This is a genomic window from Streptomyces sp. Ag82_O1-12, from assembly GCF_900182715.1.
Taxonomy (GTDB): domain Bacteria; phylum Actinomycetota; class Actinomycetes; order Streptomycetales; family Streptomycetaceae; genus Streptomyces; species Streptomyces massasporeus.
The window spans coordinates 1,620,000-1,636,343 of the sequence record NZ_FXUW01000001.1; the positions used below are offsets into that span (position 1 = coordinate 1,620,000).

Here is a 16,344-nt window from a genome sequence, read left to right on the forward strand (position 1 = left end):
TGCCGGACGGGAGGTCTCGAGTCGATGGTATGCGTCCGTCGAGGTGCGTTCCGCCCCGGCACCCCTGTGTTTCCCGTACGTCGACCTCCTCTCCCGGCTTCCCCCACGGAACACGGCTGGGTCACTGTCAGTGGCGGGCCGTATGGTCTGGGGCATGGAGACGAGCACCGAGGGCGCGCCGCGGCCCGACAGCAGCCGGGCCGCGGCGGAAGAACCGCCGGGCCCGGCCGGGCCCGTGGAGACGGCAGTGGAGACGGCGGCGGACGCGCGGACGGTGGCGGAGGCGGCGGCCGAGACCGCCGCCGTGAGCGACCTCGTGACCGGGACCACCGCCATAGCGCCCGCCTCGCTGTCCCCCTCGCGAGCGAGTGACTTCATGCAGTGCCCGCTGCTCTACCGCTTCCGGGTCATCGACCGGCTGCCGGAGAAGCCGAGCGAGGCGGCGACCAGGGGCACGCTGGTGCACGCGGTCCTGGAGCGGCTCTTCGACGCCCCGGCCGCCGAGCGCACGCCGCCCCGGGCGAAGTCGCTGATCCCCGGACAGTGGGACCGGCTGCGCGAGACGCGGCCGGAGGTCGTGGAGCTGTTCGCCGACGATCCGCAGGGCGAGCGGCTGGCGCGCTGGCTGGGTGAGGCGGAGCAGCTCGTGGAGCGCTGGTTCTCCCTGGAGGACCCCAGCCGTCTGGAGCCGGCCGAGCGGGAGCTGTTCGTCGAGACCGAGCTGGAGTCCGGGCTGCGGCTGCGCGGCATCATCGACCGGGTCGACGTGGCTCCCACGGGCGAGGTCCGGATCGTCGACTACAAGACGGGAAAGGCGCCCCGGCCCGAGTACTCCGAGGGCGCCCTGTTCCAGATGAAGTTCTACGCCCTGGTGGTGTGGCGGCTGAAGAACGTGATCCCCCGGCGGCTCCAGCTGGTCTACCTCGGCAGCGGCCAGGTCCTGACGTACGACCCGGTCCTCGCCGACCTGGAGCGGGTCGAGCGCAAGTTGCTGGCGCTGTGGGAGGCGATCCGGCTGGCCACCGAGACGGGCGACTGGCGGCCGCGCCCCACGAAGCTGTGCGGCTGGTGCGACCACCAGGCCCACTGTCCGGAGTTCGGCGGTACTCCCCCGCCCTATCCGCTGCCGGTGCGCGCGGCGGAGCTGCCGGTGCGGCCGGCGCCGGGCGAGGGCGGCTGAGTCGGGCAGGCCCGCGCAGGGCAGAATGGGGCCGGACGAGCGAAGGAGACTTACGTGGCCATCCGCGTCCTACTGGTCGACGACCAGCCGCTGCTCCGTACCGGCTTCCGGATGATCCTGGAGGCCGAGCAGGACATCGCGGTCGTCGGGGAGGCCGGTGACGGACTGCAGGCACTCGACCAGGTGCGTGCGCTTCAGCCCGATGTGGTTCTGATGGACATCCGTATGCCGCGGATGGACGGTGTGGAGGCGACCCGGCAGATCACCGGGCCGGGGCGGGACGGCCCGGCGAAGGTGCTGGTCCTGACCACCTTCGATCTCGACGAGTACGTGGTGGAGGCGCTGCGCGCCGGCGCCAGCGGGTTCCTGCTGAAGGACGCGCCGGCCAACGAGCTGGTGCAGGCGATCCGGGTCGTGGCCTCGGGCGAGGCGATGCTCGCGCCGAGCATCACGCGCCGGCTGCTCGACAAGTACGCCACGCATCTGCCCTCCGGTGAGGAGCCGGTGCCGGACACGCTGCACACGCTCACCGACCGCGAGGTCGAGGTGCTGAAGCTGGTGGCGCGGGGGCTGTCCAACGCGGAGATCGCCGCCGACCTGTTCGTCAGCGAGACCACCGTCAAGACGCACGTGGGGCATGTACTGACCAAGCTGGGGCTGCGCGACCGCGTCCAGGCGGCGGTGTACGCGTACGAGAGCGGACTGGTGCGCCCCGGCGCGCAGTAGCGGCCGCGAGCCGGCATGTGAGAGGGCGCCCCCCGCCGAGCGGGAGGCGCCCTTCTTCAGATCGGTGCGTCAGGCGTCCTTGCTGAGCTCCCAGAAGCGGAAGACCGTCGACGCGTCGAGGCAGTACTCCAGGCCGTAGACGCCTTCGCGGACGACCGCGTACTGCTTGGCCTGCCACACCGGCAGGACGGGGAGTTCGTCGGCGACGATGTCCTGCAGCTCCCCGAACTCCTTGTCCGTGGCGGCCCGGTTGGTCAGAGCGGCGGTGCGCGGGACGAGCGAACCGGTGATCGTGCCGTTGTCGTAGTTGTTGCCCAGCACGTTGCCCTTGCCGAAGAAGGGGGCCGTGAAGTTGTCGGCGTCCGGGTAGTCCGGCACCCAGCCCTTCACGTAGACGCCGTACTTGCCGGCGGCGATGTCCTTCTCGTACCGGCCGAAGGAGACGGACTTGACGTCGGCGTCGAACAGGCCGCTGGCGTTGAGCTGGCCGGCGATGGCGTTCAGCTCCTGGTCGGTCGCGGGGCCGTAGCGGGACGGGGTCGACCAGAGGGTCAGCTTCACCTTGCCGGTGATGCCGTCCTCGCGCAGCGCGGCCTGGGCCTTCGCCTTGGACGGGCGGGCGCCGTAGGTGTCGAAGAAGGCGGTGTTGTGGCCCGCGATCCCGGCCGGGATGATCGAGTACAGCGGGGTCGCGGTGCCCTGGTAGACGTCCTTGATGAGGGCTTCGCGGTCGAGCAGGTGGGCGATGGCCTTGCGGACGCCGAGCTTGCCGGCGACCGGGTCGTCCATGTTGAACACCAGGTGCTGGACCTCGGCGCTGCTGCCCTCGACGACCTCGACGCCGGTGTCGTCGTCGGCCTTCTCGGTGTCGGCGATGTCGCCCGCGGTGAGACCGCGGTAGGCGATGTCGACGTCCCCGTTCTGGATGGCCTGCTTGAGGGCCGTCTGGTCGCCGTCGAAGAACTTGAGCGTCACGCCGGTGTTGTTCACCTTGGCGGTGCCCTTGTAGTTCTCGTTGACGGAGAAGACCGCCTGGCCGTCGTCGAACGAGTCGAGCCGGTAGGGGCCGGAGCCGACGGCCTCGCCGTCCTTGCGGAGTCCGTCCGCGTCGTACTGGTCGTGGTCGACGATGGAGCCGGCGCCGGAGGCGATCTTGCTCGGGAAGGTGGCGTCGGCCGTGTTGAGGCGGAAGACAACCGTCTTGGCGTCGGGCGTCTCGACCTTGTCCAGCATGGGGAACATGATCGCGGGCCCGTCGGGGTCGTTGATCTTCAGCATGCGGTCGAAGGAGAACTTGACGTCCTTGGAGGTGAGCTCGTCACCGTTGCTGAACTTGAGGCCGTCCTTCAGCGTGCACGTGTAGACCGTGGTCTGCGTGTCGGTGAACGCGCAGCTCTCGGCCGCCTCGGGCTGCGGTTCCGTGGCGCCCTTGGGGAAGCTCAGCAGGGACTGGAAGACGTTGTTGAACAACAGCCAGGAGCCGGGGTCGTAGCCGGAGGCCGGGTCCGTGGCCAGGACGTCGTCGGACATCCCCACCACCACGTTGGAGCCGTCCCCCGCGGAGTCTCCACTCTCCGTGCCACAGCCGGTCAGCAGTCCGGAGGCGAGGCCCGCCACGATGGGCAGGACCGGCCACTGGTTGCGAATCTTCACGTGTGTGCCTTGTCGTCGGTTCTCGAGAACTCCCGGAGCATGTCCCTGGCTCCGGGGCACGGCTCCCCGGGGGCCGCGGTCACAGGCCCCGGGGATCCAGCGGGTGCGTCAGCCGCTCACGCCCCGCCCGAGCTCCCACAGCTGGAGCGTCGAGGCGGAGTTGAGCGCGTAGGCGGTACCCGTGACGTCGTCGCGAGCGGCGACGTACTGCTTGCCCTGCCACAGCGGCAGCACCGGCACATCGCCGGCGACGATGTCCTGAATGTCCGTCAGGCTGGAGGAGGCGGAGAGCCGGTCCGCCTCACGGCGGGATTCGGGGATCAGGGTGTCCCGGATCCGGCTGCTGTCGTACGGCGAGCCGAGGGTGTTGTCCGCGTCGAGGAACGGCGCGAGGAAGTTGTCGGCGTCCGGGAAGTCCGGGAACCAGCCCATGCCGTAGACGTCGTACTCGCCCTTCTTCTCGGCCGGGCGGAACGTGTCCCAGGGGGTGCCCTTGATGTCGACGTCGAACAGGCCGCTGGAGTTCAGCTGCTCGCGCAGGACCTCGAACTCCTTCTTGGTGGCCGGGCCGTAGTGGTCGGTGGTGTAGTGCAGCGTCAGCTTCACGGGCGTGGTGATGTTCGCCTGGTTGAGCAGGGAACGGGCCTTGGTGACGCTCGGCTCGCCGTACTTGTTGAAGAACGAGTTGGAGTGGCCGGTGACGCTGGCCGGAACCAGCGAGTACAGCGGCTCGGCCTGGGAGCCGTAGACCTTGGAGATCAGTTCGCTGCGGTTGACGATCTGGGCCATGGCCTGGCGCACGGCCTTGGACTTCACCGTCGGGGCGTCGGTGTTGAAGCCCAGGTAGCGGATCTCGAGGCCGGGCATCTCGACGAGGTCGACATCGGTGTCCGCGTCGTCCGAGAGCTTGCGGATCTGATCCGGCGACATGGCGCGGGTCATCAGGTCGATGTCGCCCTTGTCCAGCGCCTCGCCCATGGCGTCGGCGTCCTTGAAGGAGACCATGTCGACCTTGTCGTTGTTCACCTTGAGGGTCCCCTTGTAGTCGGGGTTCTTGGTGAACTCGGCCTTGACCAGCTCGCCGTTCTCGACGTCGGCCTTGAGGGTGTACGGGCCGGAGCCCTCCAGGTCGAAGCCGTCACGCAGCTTGTTCTTCGGGTAGTCGTCGGGGTCGACGATGCCGGCGACCGGGGTCGACAGCTTGTACGGGAACGTCGCGTCGGCGGTCTTCAGGTGGAAGATGACCTCGCGGTCGCCCTGTGTCTCGACGGTGTCGATGGTGGACAGCAGCGCGAACACGCCGCTGTCGGCCTTGAGGGACCGGGCGCGGTCGATGGAGTACTTCACGTCGGCCGCCGTGACAGCTTTGCCGCCTGCGAACGTCAGGCCGTCCCGCAGGGTGCAGGCGTAGCGCTCATTGCCGGTGTCGGTGAAGCCGCACCGCTCGGCGGCCTCCGGTACGGGCTCGCCCTCGCCGCGCGGCTGGACCATCAGGGTCTGCACGGTCTGGCGCAGGATGTTCCAGGTGCCGACGTCGTAGGCGTAGGCGGGATCGAGGGGCGCGGGGGCGTCCTTCGAAGCGGTGAACCGGTCCGTGGTGCCGACGACGATCGCGCCGCTGTCGCCGCTCCCGCTGTCGGACCCGCCGCAGGCGGCGAGCACCGGCGCGAGCAGGCCGATCACGGCCGGCAGCACCAAAGTCTTGCGGTTCATGCTCGAGTTTCTCCAGAGCTGTCGACTCCGTGTACCCGGCATGCAGGGGTGGCGCAGCGGATCACGGGGGTGGGGCGATGTTCTCGCGACGAGATTAGTCGGGGCCGGCAGGAGGGTTCACAGCCACCGGAGTTGAGCACCCCTCACGCTGCGGAACCGGGCGTGGACAGACCGAAGGCCCGACAGTGGAAGCTTTGGTGCAGCGTTCCATCAATCGGGACACAAGGGCACGCCCACGACCCGCTGGAGGGGGTGCGCAGCACACGCCGGATCGACTGTCGACCCCGGACCGCGTGGGGAACGTCACACGCGTAAACGGGTTCGAAGGTACGGGAATTCGATCGCCCGTCGGGCTTCGAATTCACCTTGGGAATTACCGCCCTAACGCCGCTGCACGCTGGGTGAACGCCTAGCGCATTTCCGTCATCAGCCCGTGCAGAAATGTCAGGTCGACCTCTTCGAGGGAGGTCACGACCGTGCGGCGCAGGGCCGGGGCGATGGGGGCCACGGAGGGCACGGCCACGACCTGGCAGCCTGCGGCCTCGGCGGCGGCGACCCCCGTCGCGGTGTCCTCGATGACGGCACACCGGGCCGGGTCCACTCCGAGCCCGGAGGCGGCGGCCAGATACGGGTCGGGGTGCGGCTTGGTGCGCGGGACCTCGTCACCGGCCACCGTCAGGCTGAAGTGGTGGGCACCGAGCGAAGTCAGGACCCGGTCGATGATGCGCCGGTGGGAGGCGGAGACGAGGGCGGTGGGGATCTCGTACTCGTACAGCTCGGCGAGCAGCCGTCCGGCGCCCGGCATCAGCGGCAGGGCGCGGTCGATGCGGGCCTCGAAGCCGTCGTTCAGGAGCACGGTGAGCTCGTCGAGGGTGACGTCGGCGCCGGTGGCCTCGATGAGGAAGCCCGCGCTGCGGGTCATGGGGCCGCCGACCACGACATGCCGCCAGGACTCGTCGAGCGTGTGGCCGAGGGAGGCGAAGACCTCGACCTCGACGTCCCACCAGAAGCCCTCGGTGTCCACCAGGGTGCCGTCCATGTCGAGGAGCACGGCTTGGAGGGCCGATCCTTCGGCTGTTGGGGTATCCCCTGCTCGAGCGGAGCCGAGAGCTTGGGGAAGGGTTCCGAGCGCGGGGACCGTACTGGTCATCCACGTACCTCCTTGAGGGACGTTCAGGCCGGCTCCCACGAGGGGAACCGGCCTGCGGTGGACCGACCAGTCTACGTCGTGCGCGCTCGAAGCGCCTCTTTTGGCCCGTGTGCCCGGTGGGACGGCTCAGCGGGCGTTGAAGTACTTCGCCTCCGGGTGGTGGATCACGATGGCGTCCGTGGACTGCTCGGGGTGCAGCTGGAACTCCTCGGACAGCTCGACGCCGATGCGCCCCGGTTCGAGCAGGTCGGCGATCTTGGCTCGGTCCTCCAGGTTGGGGCAGGCGCCGTAGCCGAGGGAGAAGCGGGCGCCCCGGTACTTCAACTCGAACATGCCCTGCATCTCGTCGGGGTCCTCGCCGGCGAAGCCGAGCTCGGAGCGCACGCGTGCGTGCCAGTACTCGGCGAGCGCCTCGGCCAGCTGCACGGACAGCCCGTGCAGTTCGAGGTAGTCGCGGTAGGCGTTGGCCTCGAAGAGCCGCGCGGTCTCCTCGCCGATGCGCGAGCCGACGGTGACGACCTGGAGGCCGACGACGTCGATCTCTCCGGACTCCTCCGGACGGAAGAAGTCGGCCAGGCACAGCCGGCGGCCCCGGCGCTGGCGCGGGAAGGTGAAGCGGGTGCGTTCGTTGCCCTGCTCGTCCAGGATGATCAGGTCGTCGTCCTTGGAGACGCACGGGAAGTAGCCGTAGACCACGGCCGCCTCCAGCATGTTCTCCGTCTGGAGCCGGTCCAGCAGGCCGCGCAGCCGGGGCCGGCCCTCGCTCTCGACGAGCTCCTCGTAGGACGGGCCCTCGCCGGTGCGGGCCTGCTTCAGACCCCACTGGCCCTTGAACAGGGCGCCCTCGTCGAGCCAGCTCGCGTACTCCTTGAGCTGGATGCCCTTGATGACGCGGGTGCCGCGGAAGGGCGGCTCGGGGACGGGGTTGTCGATGGCGACGTCGGAGCGGACGTGCCCCTCCTCGGGGCGCTCCTCGGTGGCGGCCGGGGCCGCGGCCCTGACCCGGCGCTGCTTGAGCTCGGGGAGCTTCGCGCCGGGCACGCCGCGCTTGACGCCGATGAGGGCGTCCATCAGGCGCAGGCCCTCGAAGGCGTCGCGGGCGTAGCGGACCTCGCCCTGGTAGATCTCGTGCAGGTCCTGCTCGACGTAGGCGCGGGTGAGGGCGGCACCGCCGAGGATGACCGGGTAGCCGGAGGCCAGGCCGCGCTGGTTGAGCTCCTCCAGGTTCTCCTTCATGATCACCGTGGACTTCACCAGCAGTCCGGACATGCCGATGACGTCGGCCTTGTGCTCCGCGGCGGCTTCCAGGATCGCGGAGACCGGCTGCTTGATGCCGAGGTTGACGACGTTGTAGCCGTTGTTGGACAGGATGATGTCGACGAGGTTCTTGCCGATGTCGTGCACGTCGCCGCGCACGGTGGCCAGCACGATGGTGCCCTTGCCGGCCTCGTCGGTCTTCTCCATGTGGGGTTCGAGGTGGGCGACGGCCGTCTTCATGACCTCGGCGGACTGCAGGACGAACGGCAGCTGCATCTGGCCGGAGCCGAACAGTTCGCCGACGACCTTCATGCCGTCCAGCAGGGTCTCGTTGACGATGTCGAGCGCGGGCCGCTCCGTCAGGGCCGCGTCGAGGTCCGCCTCGAGGCCGTTCTTCTCGCCGTCGATGATCCGTCGCTTCAGGCGCTCGTCCAGCGGCAGGGCGGCCAGTTCCTCGGCCTTGCCGGCCTTGAGGGACTTGGCGGTGGCGCCCTCGAACAGCTGCATGAGCTTCTGCAGCGGGTCGTAGCCCTCGGCGCGGCGGTCGTGGATGAGGTCCAGGGCGGTCTGGACCTCCTCCTCGCTGAAGCGGGCGATCGGCAGGATCTTCGAGGCGTGCACGATCGCCGAGTCCAGACCCGCCTTGACGCACTCGTCGAGGAAGACGGAGTTCAGCAGGATGCGGGCGGCCGGGTTGAGGCCGAAGGAGATGTTGGACAGGCCGAGCGTGGTCTGCACCTTCGGGTGGCGCCGCTTGAGCTCGCGGATCCCCTCGATGGTGGCGATGCCGTCCCCCCGGGACTCCTCCTGGCCGGTGCAGATGGTGAAGGTCAGGCAGTCGACGAGGATGTCCTCCTCGTGGATGCCCCAGTTGCCTGTCAGGTCCTCGATGAGCCGTTCGGCGATCTCGACCTTCTTCTCGGCGGTGCGGGCCTGGCCCTCCTCGTCGATGGTGAGCGCGATGAGGGCGGCGCCGTGCTCCCCTGCGAGGGCCGTGACCTTGGCGAAGCGGGACTCGGGGCCGTCGCCGTCCTCGTAGTTCACCGAGTTGATCACCGCGCGGCCGCCGAGCTTCTCCAGGCCGGCCCGGAGGACGTCGACCTCGGTGGAGTCCAGCACGATCGGCAGGGTGGAGGCGGTGGCGAAGCGGCCGGCCAGCTCCTGCATGTCGGCGACGCCGTCGCGGCCGACGTAGTCCACGCACAGGTCGAGCATGTGCGCGCCCTCGCGGATCTGGTCGCGGGCCATCTCCACGCAGTCGTCCCAGCGGCCGTCCAGCATGGCCTCACGGAACTTCTTCGAGCCGTTGGCGTTGGTGCGCTCGCCGATGGCCAGGTAGGAGGTGTCCTGCCGGAACGGCACGGACTGGTACAGGGAGGCCGCGCCGGGCTCGGGCTGCGGGGCGCGCTCGGTCGGGGCGGTGTCCCGGACGCGCTCGACCAGCTGCCGCAGGTGTTCCGGGGTGGTGCCGCAGCAGCCGCCGACGAGGGAGAGTCCGTAGTCCCGGACGAAGGTGCCCTGCGCCTCGGCCAGCTCGGGCGCGGTCAGCGGGTAGTGGGCGCCGTCCTTGGTCAGCACCGGCAGGCCCGCGTTGGGCATGCAGGACAGCGGGATGCGCGAGTGCCGGGACAGGAAGCGCAGGTGCTCGCTCATCTCGGCCGGGCCCGTGGCGCAGTTCAGGCCGATCATGTCGATGCCGAGCGGCTCCAGCGCGGTCAGGGCCGCGCCGATCTCGGAGCCGAGCAGCATGGTCCCGGTCGTCTCGACCGTGACGGAGACGATCAGCGGTACGGACTGGCCGGTGGCCTCCATGGCCCGGCGGGCGGCGATGACGGAGGCCTTGGTCTGGAGCAGGTCCTGGGTGGTCTCCACGAGCAGCGCGTCGGCGCCGCCGGCGAGCAGGCCCTCGGCGTTCTGCTGGTAGGCGTCCCGGATGGCGCCGAAGGTGGTGTGGCCGAGGGTGGGCAGCTTGGTGCCGGGCCCCATCGAGCCGAGCACCCAGCGCTGCTGCCCGGTGCCGCGGGTGAACTCGTCGGCCACCTCGCGGGCGATCCGGGCACCGGCCTCGGACAGCTCGGTGACGCGTTCGGGGATGTCGTACTCGCCGAGGGCGGTGAGGTTGGCGCCGAAGGTGTTGGTCTCCACGCAGTCCACACCGACGTCGAAGTAGGCGGAGTGGACCGAACGGACGATGTCCGGGCGCGTCAGGTTGAGGATCTCGTTACAGCCCTCGAGATTCTCGAAGTCCTCGAGCGTGGGGTCCTGCGCCTGGAGCATGGTGCCCATCGCTCCGTCGGCCACGACCACGCGGGTGGCCAGGGCTTCTCGGAGCGCGGACACACGGGCCCGGCTGTCTGCGGAAGGGGTCGGCGGCAACGAGGCCATGAAAAGGGCTCCCTCGGATGCGACGGCTGTCGGCTTTGCGGCTTCCCGGACAGCCGGAGGGCATCCGGGATGGGCGCACCGCGCCAGCGTAACCGGGAGTGGGCTTGGATGGGCAGCACGTCCACGGGGCGGACGCCGGTGGTGCCGGATCGGCCGCCGGGCGGCGTATCGGCCACCGGTGGCGCAAAAATGGCGTCCTGCCATTAGCGAGAGGTCGACATCGACCGGTAGTGTTCGACATTGCCGAACGACGGCTGTGGTGCCGCTTGTCGGCGGTCGAAGGGGACGGAGGCAGGACGGCGATGGCACGGAACATCCAGTCGCTCGAGCGGGCGGCCGCGATGCTGCGGCTGCTCGCGGGCGGCGAGCGGCGGCTCGGCCTGTCGGACATCGCCTCGTCGCTGGGCCTGGCCAAAGGCACCGCCCACGGCATCCTGCGCACTCTCCAACAGGAGGGTTTCGTGGAGCAGGACGACGCCTCCGGGCGCTACCAGCTGGGCGCCGAGCTGTTGCGCCTGGGCACCACCTACCTCGATGTGCACGAGCTGCGGGCGCGCGCTCTGGTGTGGGCCGACGACCTGGCCCGCTCCAGCGGCGAGAGCGTCTATCTGGGCGTCCTGCACCAGCAGGGCGTGCTGATCGTGCACCACGTCTTCCGGCCCGACGACAGCCGGCAGGTGCTGGAGATCGGCGCCATGCAGCCGCTGCACTCCACGGCCCTGGGCAAGGTGCTGTCCGCCTACGACCCGGTGGCGCACAGCGAGGCGCTGGAGGCCGACCGCAAGGCGTTCACCGACCGGACCGTGTGCGAGCCGGAGGGCTTCGAGCACATCCTCGACGTCACGCGGGCGCGTGGGTACGCGGCGGACGTGGAGGAGACCTGGGAGGGCGTGGCGTCCCTCGCCGCCCCCATCCACGACCGGCGGCGCATGCCGGTCGGCTCGGTCGGCATCACCGGCGCCGTGGAGCGGCTGTGCCGGTCCGACGAAGAGGGAGCGCTGCGGCCGGAGCTGATCGCGGCGGTGCGGGACTGCGCCCGCGCGGTCTCGCGGGACCTGGGCGCCGGGCGGTTCTGACGGGTCACGAGCGGACCGGGGCGCCGTACGGCGTTCCGGTCCTCGGCATACCCGCGCCCACCTGCGGCAAAGATCCTCGGGACCGCAGCGATCAGTAACGATCGTATTTTCGACAACACAGCCCTTGACGTGCTCGTAACCCCGAAGCAAGACTCCCGTCCATCGGTCGACATTGTCGAACAGCTACCGGCAATACGCGCTAGAGTGTGACAACGCCAGGCCGGTATCGAACTTCCCTGGACGTATGACAAAGGAGTCGCGGGTGTCCAGCTCCGACATCTTCATCGGCGAGACCATCGGTACCGCCATACTCATCCTCCTCGGCGGCGGCGTCTGTGCCGCCGTCACGCTGAAGGCCTCCAAGGCTCGTAACGCCGGCTGGCTCGCCATCACCTTCGGGTGGGGCTTCGCGGTGCTCACGGCCGTCTACACCTCGGCACCGCTGTCGGGTGCCCATCTGAACCCGGCCGTGACGCTGGCCATCGCCATCAAGGACGGCGACTGGAAGAACGTCCCGGTCTATTGGGCCGGCCAGATCCTCGGCGCCATGATCGGTGCCGCTCTGGTCTGGATCGCTTACTACGGTCAGTTCCACGCCCACCTCACCGACCGCGAGATAGTCGGCGGTCCGGGTGCGCAGGACACCACGGCCAAGGCCGTCGAGGCCCAGGAGAAGGGCGCCGGCCCCGTGCTGGGCGTCTTCTCCACCGGCCCCGAGGTCCGTGTCGCCTGGCAGAACATCGCGACGGAGGTCATCGGCACCATCGTGCTGGTGCTCGCCGTGCTCACCCAGGGCCTGAACGACAAGGGCAACGGCCTGGGCAACCTCGGCGCCCTGATCACCGCGCTCGTCGTGGTCTCCATCGGCCTGTCCCTCGGCGGTCCGACGGGGTACGCGATCAACCCGGCCCGTGACCTCGGTCCGCGCATCGTCCACGCCCTGCTGCCGCTGCCCAACAAGGGCGGCTCCGACTGGGGCTACGCCTGGATTCCGGTGGTCGGCCCGCTCATCGGCGGGGCCATCGCCGCAGGCATCTACAACGTCGCGTTCGCCTAGGAGCGGTATTCACCGCCGCTTCGCGAAACTCTCGGCACGCGCCGTACGTAAAGCCCCATAAACACGGAACTTTCCAGGAGACACAGTGACCGACGCGCACACCGCCGGCCCCTTCATCGCCGCCATCGACCAGGGCACCACCTCCAGCCGCTGCATCGTCTTCGACCGGGACGGTCGGATCGTCTCCGTCGACCAGAAGGAGCACGAGCAGATCTTCCCGAAGCCGGGCTGGGTCGAGCACAACGCCACCGAGATCTGGACGAACGTCCAGGAGGTCGTGGCCGGAGCGATCGCCAAGGCCGGCATCACCCGTGACGACATCAAGGCCATCGGCATCACCAACCAGCGCGAGACGACCGTGCTGTGGGACAAGAACACCGGTGAGCCCGTCCACAACGCCATCGTGTGGCAGGACACCCGCACCGACGCCCTCTGCCGCGAGCTCGGCCGCAACGTCGGCCAGGACCGCTTCCGCCGTGAGACGGGCCTGCCGCTCGCCTCCTACTTCGCCGGCCCCAAGGCCCGCTGGCTGCTCGACAACGTCGACGGCCTGAAGGAGCGCGCCGAGGCGGGCGACATCCTCTTCGGCACCATGGACTCCTGGGTCATCTGGAACCTGACCGGTGGTGTCAACGGCGGCGAGCACGTCACGGACGTCACCAACGCCTCGCGCACGATGCTCATGAACCTGCACACCATGCAGTGGGACGCCAAGATCTGCGAGTCCATCGGCGTCCCGCAGCAGATCCTGCCCGAGATCCGCTCCTCCGCCGAGGTCTACGGCGAGATCACCGGCGGCAAGCTGGGCGACCTGCTCGGCGGCATCCCGGTCGCCTCGGCGCTCGGCGACCAGCAGGCGGCCCTGTTCGGCCAGACCTGTTTCGCCGAGGGCGAGACCAAGTCGACCTACGGCACCGGCACCTTCATGGTGATGAACACCGGTGACAAGATCATCAACTCCTACAGCGGCCTGCTGACCACCGTCGGCTACAAGATCGGCGACCAGAAGACGGTCTACGCCCTGGAGGGCTCGATCGCGGTCACCGGTTCGCTGGTGCAGTGGATGCGCGACCAGATGGGCCTCATCTCCACCGCCGCCGAGATCGAGACCCTCGCCCTGTCGGTCGAGGACAACGGCGGCGCCTACTTCGTGCCGGCCTTCTCCGGCCTGTTCGCCCCGTACTGGCGCTCCGACGCCCGCGGTGTGATCGCCGGCCTGACCCGGTACGTCACCAAGGCGCACCTCGCGCGCGCCGTCCTGGAGGCGACCGCCTGGCAGACGCGGGAGATCGCCGACGCCATGACGAAGGACTCCGGCGTTGAGCTGGCCGCCCTGAAGGTCGACGGCGGCATGACCTCCAACAACCTGCTGATGCAGACCCTCGCCGACTTCGTGGACGCCCCCGTGGTGCGCCCGATGGTCGCCGAGACCACCTGCCTCGGCGCCGCCTACGCCGCCGGCCTCGCCGTCGGCTTCTGGAACAGCACCGACGACCTGCGCGCCAACTGGCGCCGGGCCGCCGAGTGGACCCCCCGCATGGACGCGGAGACCCGCGCCCATGAGTACAAGAACTGGCTCAAGGCCGTCGAGCGGACCATGGGCTGGCTCGAGGACGAGGAGTAAGAAACAGCATGACCACCAAGTCCACCCTGCAGTCCGTGCCTGCCCTGGGGACGCACCCGGCCTCCGGCTCGAACCCGAGCCGAGCCGAGACCAGGGAGCAGCTCTCCAAGGCGTCGTACGACCTTCTCGTGATCGGCGGCGGCATCCTGGGCATCTCCACCGCCTGGCACGCCGCGCAGTCCGGCCTCAGGGTGGCTCTGGTGGACGCCGGCGACTTCGCCGGCGCCACGTCCTCCGCCTCCTCCAAGCTCCTCCACGGCGGTCTGCGCTACCTGCAGACCGGCGCGGTGAAGCTGGTGGCGGAGAACCACTTCGAGCGCCGTGCGGTCTCCCGCCAGGTGGCCCCCCACCTGGCGAACCCGCTCACGTTCTACCTCCCCGTGTACAAGGGCGGGCCGCACGGCGCGGCGAAGCTCGGCGCGGGTGTCTTCGCCTACTCCGCGCTCTCCGCGTTCGGTGACGGTGTCGGACACCTGCTCTCCCCCGCCAAGGCGGCGCAGGACGTGCCCGAGCTGCGCACCGAGAACCTCAAGGCCGTGGCCGTCTACGGCGACGACCAGATGAACGACGCCCGCATGGCGCTGATGACGGTCCGCGGAGCCGTCGAGGCGGGTGCGGTCGTCCTGAACCACGCCGAGGTGACGGGCCTGCGCTTCACGCAGGGCCGGGTCACCGGCGCCGACCTGAAGGACCGCCTGTCCGGCGACGAGTTCGGCGTCAACGCCCGGCTGGTGCTGAACGCGACCGGCCCCTGGGTCGACCACCTGCGCAAGATGGAGAACCCGAACGCGGCGCCGTCCATCCGCCTGTCGAAGGGCGCGCACCTGGTCCTCAAGCGCACCTCCCCCTGGAAGGCCGCGCTCGCCACCCCGATCGACAAGTACCGCATCACCTTCGCCCTCCCCTGGGAGGACATGCTGCTGCTCGGCACCACCGACGAGGTGTTCGAGGGCGACCCGGCGGACGTCTCGGTCACCGAGCAGGACATAACCCAGATCCTCGACGAGGCCGCCTTCTCGGTCCGCGACCAGCAGCTCAGCCGCGACCTCATCACCTACTCGTTCGCCGGCCTGCGGGTGCTGCCGGGCGGCCCCGGCGACACCGCCAAGGCCAAGCGCGAGACGGTGGTGACCGAGGGACGGGGCGGCATGCTGTCCATCGCGGGCGGCAAGTGGACCACCTTCCGCCACATCGGCCGCACGATCATGAAGAAGCTGGAGACGCTGCCGGGCCACCCGCTGGGCGACGACTTCGAGCCGATCAGCGCGCTGCCGAAGAAGCTGCCGCTGCCCGGCATCGCCAACCCGCGCGCGGTCGCCCACCGGCTGCTCACCGACCGGCCGGCGCCCGGCCCGCGCATGGCGGCCGACACGGCCAAGCACCTGGCCACGCACTACGGCTCGCTGGCCTTCGACATCGCCCGCATGGCCAACGAGAGCCCCGAGCTCGCCGAGCGCGTCCACCCCGACGCCCCGGAGATCTGGGCACAGGTCGTCTGGGCCCGGGACCACGAGTGGGCCGAGACGCAGGACGACGTGCTGCGCCGCCGCACGACGCTGACGATCCGCGGCCTCGCCACGGACGACGTCCGCGCCAAGGTGCAGGACCTGCTCGACAAGAAGTAGGCACGGGTCCGGGGGATCCCCGATCCGGGAGGGGTGGTTCCACGCCGACGGAGCCGCCCCTTCCGCGTTTCCGCGCCCGCATAATGACCTGATACGTCGGAGGTCTTGAACGCACTGGGAGGCCGGCCATGGCAGTCACCGACGAGGCGATCGAGAAGATCAAGGGAATGATCGTCTCCGGCGCGCTGCGCCCGGGCGACCGGCTGCCCAAGGAGAGCGAACTCGCCGCCGACCTCGGGCTGTCCCGCAACTCCCTGCGGGAGGCGGTGCGCGCCCTGTCACTGATCCGGATCCTGGACGTGCGGCAGGGCGACGGCACGTACGTCACCAGCCTCGACCCGCAACTCCTGCTGGAGGCGCTGAGCTTCGTCGTCGACTTCCACCGCGACGACACGGTCCTGGAGTTCCTGGCGGTGCGCCGCATCCTGGAGCCGGCCGCGACCGCGATGGCGGCCGTGCGGATCAGCGAGCAGCAGCTGGACGCGCTGACGGCCCAGCTGGACAAGCTCGGTGAGGCCCCGTCGGTGGAGGATCTGGTCGCCTGCGACCTGGAGTTCCACCGGGGCATCGTGCACAGCTCGGGCAACTCCGTGCTGTGCTCGCTGCTCGACGGACTCTCTGGCCCCACCACCCGGGCCCGGATCTGGCGCGGCCTCACACAGGAGGACGCCGTCGCCCGCACCCTGCGCGAGCACCGTGCGATCCTCGCCGCGCTGCGCGACCGGGACGCCGAGGCGGCCCGTTCGTGGGCGACCGTGCACATCGCGAGTGTGGAGCAGTGGCTGCGCTCCACGCTGTGACCAGGGCCTCACGGACCGCTCGGATGAATCCGGGGTGTGTTCAGGGGCGGATCGCGGGGCAGTGATGGGGGCACTCCCCCTGCGAGGGGGCTGCGGGC

Annotated in this window: 11 protein-coding genes; 7 read left to right on the forward strand and 4 right to left on the reverse strand. The window is 69.8% G+C overall.

The annotated features are described in order from the left end of the window. Positions 1 to 154: 154 nt before the first annotated feature. On the forward strand, positions 155 to 1,180 hold the full coding sequence (locus tag QOL88_RS07490) for a RecB family exonuclease (RefSeq protein ID WP_257027608.1): 1,026 nt from the start codon (positions 155 to 157) through the stop codon (positions 1,178 to 1,180). 54 nt (positions 1,181 to 1,234) lie between these two features. Continuing rightward, entirely contained in the window at positions 1,235 to 1,906 is a 672-nt protein-coding gene (locus QOL88_RS07495; RefSeq protein ID WP_097215673.1) for a response regulator, read from the forward strand. 69 nt (positions 1,907 to 1,975) lie between these two features. Here QOL88_RS07495 and QOL88_RS07500 read toward each other — a convergent pair whose 3' ends face one another. The 4 genes from QOL88_RS07500 to metH all read right to left on the reverse strand — a co-directional run bounded on the left by QOL88_RS07500 (position 1,976) and on the right by metH (position 10,064). Beyond that, positions 1,976 to 3,559, reverse strand: a complete 1,584-nt coding sequence (locus tag QOL88_RS07500; RefSeq protein WP_097215674.1) for an ABC transporter substrate-binding protein — start codon at positions 3,557 to 3,559, stop codon at positions 1,976 to 1,978. A gap of 108 nt (positions 3,560 to 3,667) precedes the next feature. Continuing rightward, positions 3,668 to 5,272 (reverse strand): ABC transporter substrate-binding protein, encoded by a 1,605-nt coding sequence (locus QOL88_RS07505; RefSeq protein ID WP_097215675.1) that lies wholly within the window; start codon positions 5,270 to 5,272, stop codon positions 3,668 to 3,670. 409 nt (positions 5,273 to 5,681) lie between these two features. Beyond that, a complete protein-coding gene (locus QOL88_RS07510) occupies positions 5,682 to 6,422 on the reverse strand; it encodes an HAD family hydrolase (RefSeq protein WP_097215676.1) in 741 nt (246 codons plus the stop codon). 126 nt (positions 6,423 to 6,548) lie between these two features. Continuing rightward, on the reverse strand, positions 6,549 to 10,064 hold the full coding sequence (gene metH, locus QOL88_RS07515) for a methionine synthase (protein WP_097215677.1): 3,516 nt from the start codon (positions 10,062 to 10,064) through the stop codon (positions 6,549 to 6,551). A 302-nt stretch (positions 10,065 to 10,366) separates the two neighbouring features. On the opposite strand from metH, the gene QOL88_RS07520 reads away from it, so the two are divergent. From QOL88_RS07520 to QOL88_RS07540, 5 genes are all read left to right on the forward strand, one after another. Beyond that, positions 10,367 to 11,140: an IclR family transcriptional regulator gene (locus QOL88_RS07520; protein ID WP_097215678.1), complete on the forward strand. Its 774-nt coding sequence runs from the start codon at positions 10,367 to 10,369 to the stop codon at positions 11,138 to 11,140. 262 nt (positions 11,141 to 11,402) lie between these two features. Further along, positions 11,403 to 12,197, forward strand: a complete 795-nt coding sequence (locus tag QOL88_RS07525; RefSeq protein ID WP_097215679.1) for an MIP/aquaporin family protein — start codon at positions 11,403 to 11,405, stop codon at positions 12,195 to 12,197. Between the two features lie 85 nt (positions 12,198 to 12,282). Then, on the forward strand, positions 12,283 to 13,821 hold the full coding sequence (gene glpK / locus QOL88_RS07530; protein WP_097215680.1) for a glycerol kinase GlpK: 1,539 nt from the start codon (positions 12,283 to 12,285) through the stop codon (positions 13,819 to 13,821). An 8-nt stretch (positions 13,822 to 13,829) separates the two neighbouring features. Beyond that, positions 13,830 to 15,446 carry a glycerol-3-phosphate dehydrogenase/oxidase gene (locus QOL88_RS07535; protein ID WP_097215681.1) on the forward strand — a complete coding sequence of 539 codons (1,617 nt, stop codon included), beginning with the start codon at positions 13,830 to 13,832 and terminating at the stop codon, positions 15,444 to 15,446. A 128-nt stretch (positions 15,447 to 15,574) separates the two neighbouring features. Next, positions 15,575 to 16,246, forward strand: a complete 672-nt coding sequence (locus tag QOL88_RS07540) for a FadR/GntR family transcriptional regulator (protein WP_097215682.1) — start codon at positions 15,575 to 15,577, stop codon at positions 16,244 to 16,246. The last annotated feature ends 98 nt before the right edge of the window (positions 16,247 to 16,344 follow it).

Bases quoted from the DNA above. Each gene is read 5' to 3' on its own strand.
- QOL88_RS07490 (WP_257027608.1), top strand. From the start codon at position 155: ATGGAGACGAGCACCGAGGGCGCGCCGCGGCCCGACAGCAGCCGGGCC.
- QOL88_RS07505 (WP_097215675.1), bottom strand. From the start codon at position 5,272: ATGAACCGCAAGACTTTGGTGCTGCCGGCCGTGATCGGCCTGCTCGCG.
- QOL88_RS07510 (WP_097215676.1), bottom strand. From the start codon at position 6,422: ATGACCAGTACGGTCCCCGCGCTCGGAACCCTTCCCCAAGCTCTCGGC.
- metH (WP_097215677.1), bottom strand. From the start codon at position 10,064: ATGGCCTCGTTGCCGCCGACCCCTTCCGCAGACAGCCGGGCCCGTGTG.
- QOL88_RS07520 (WP_097215678.1), top strand. From the start codon at position 10,367: ATGGCACGGAACATCCAGTCGCTCGAGCGGGCGGCCGCGATGCTGCGG.
- QOL88_RS07535 (WP_097215681.1), top strand. From the start codon at position 13,830: ATGACCACCAAGTCCACCCTGCAGTCCGTGCCTGCCCTGGGGACGCAC.
- QOL88_RS07540 (WP_097215682.1), top strand. From the start codon at position 15,575: ATGGCAGTCACCGACGAGGCGATCGAGAAGATCAAGGGAATGATCGTC.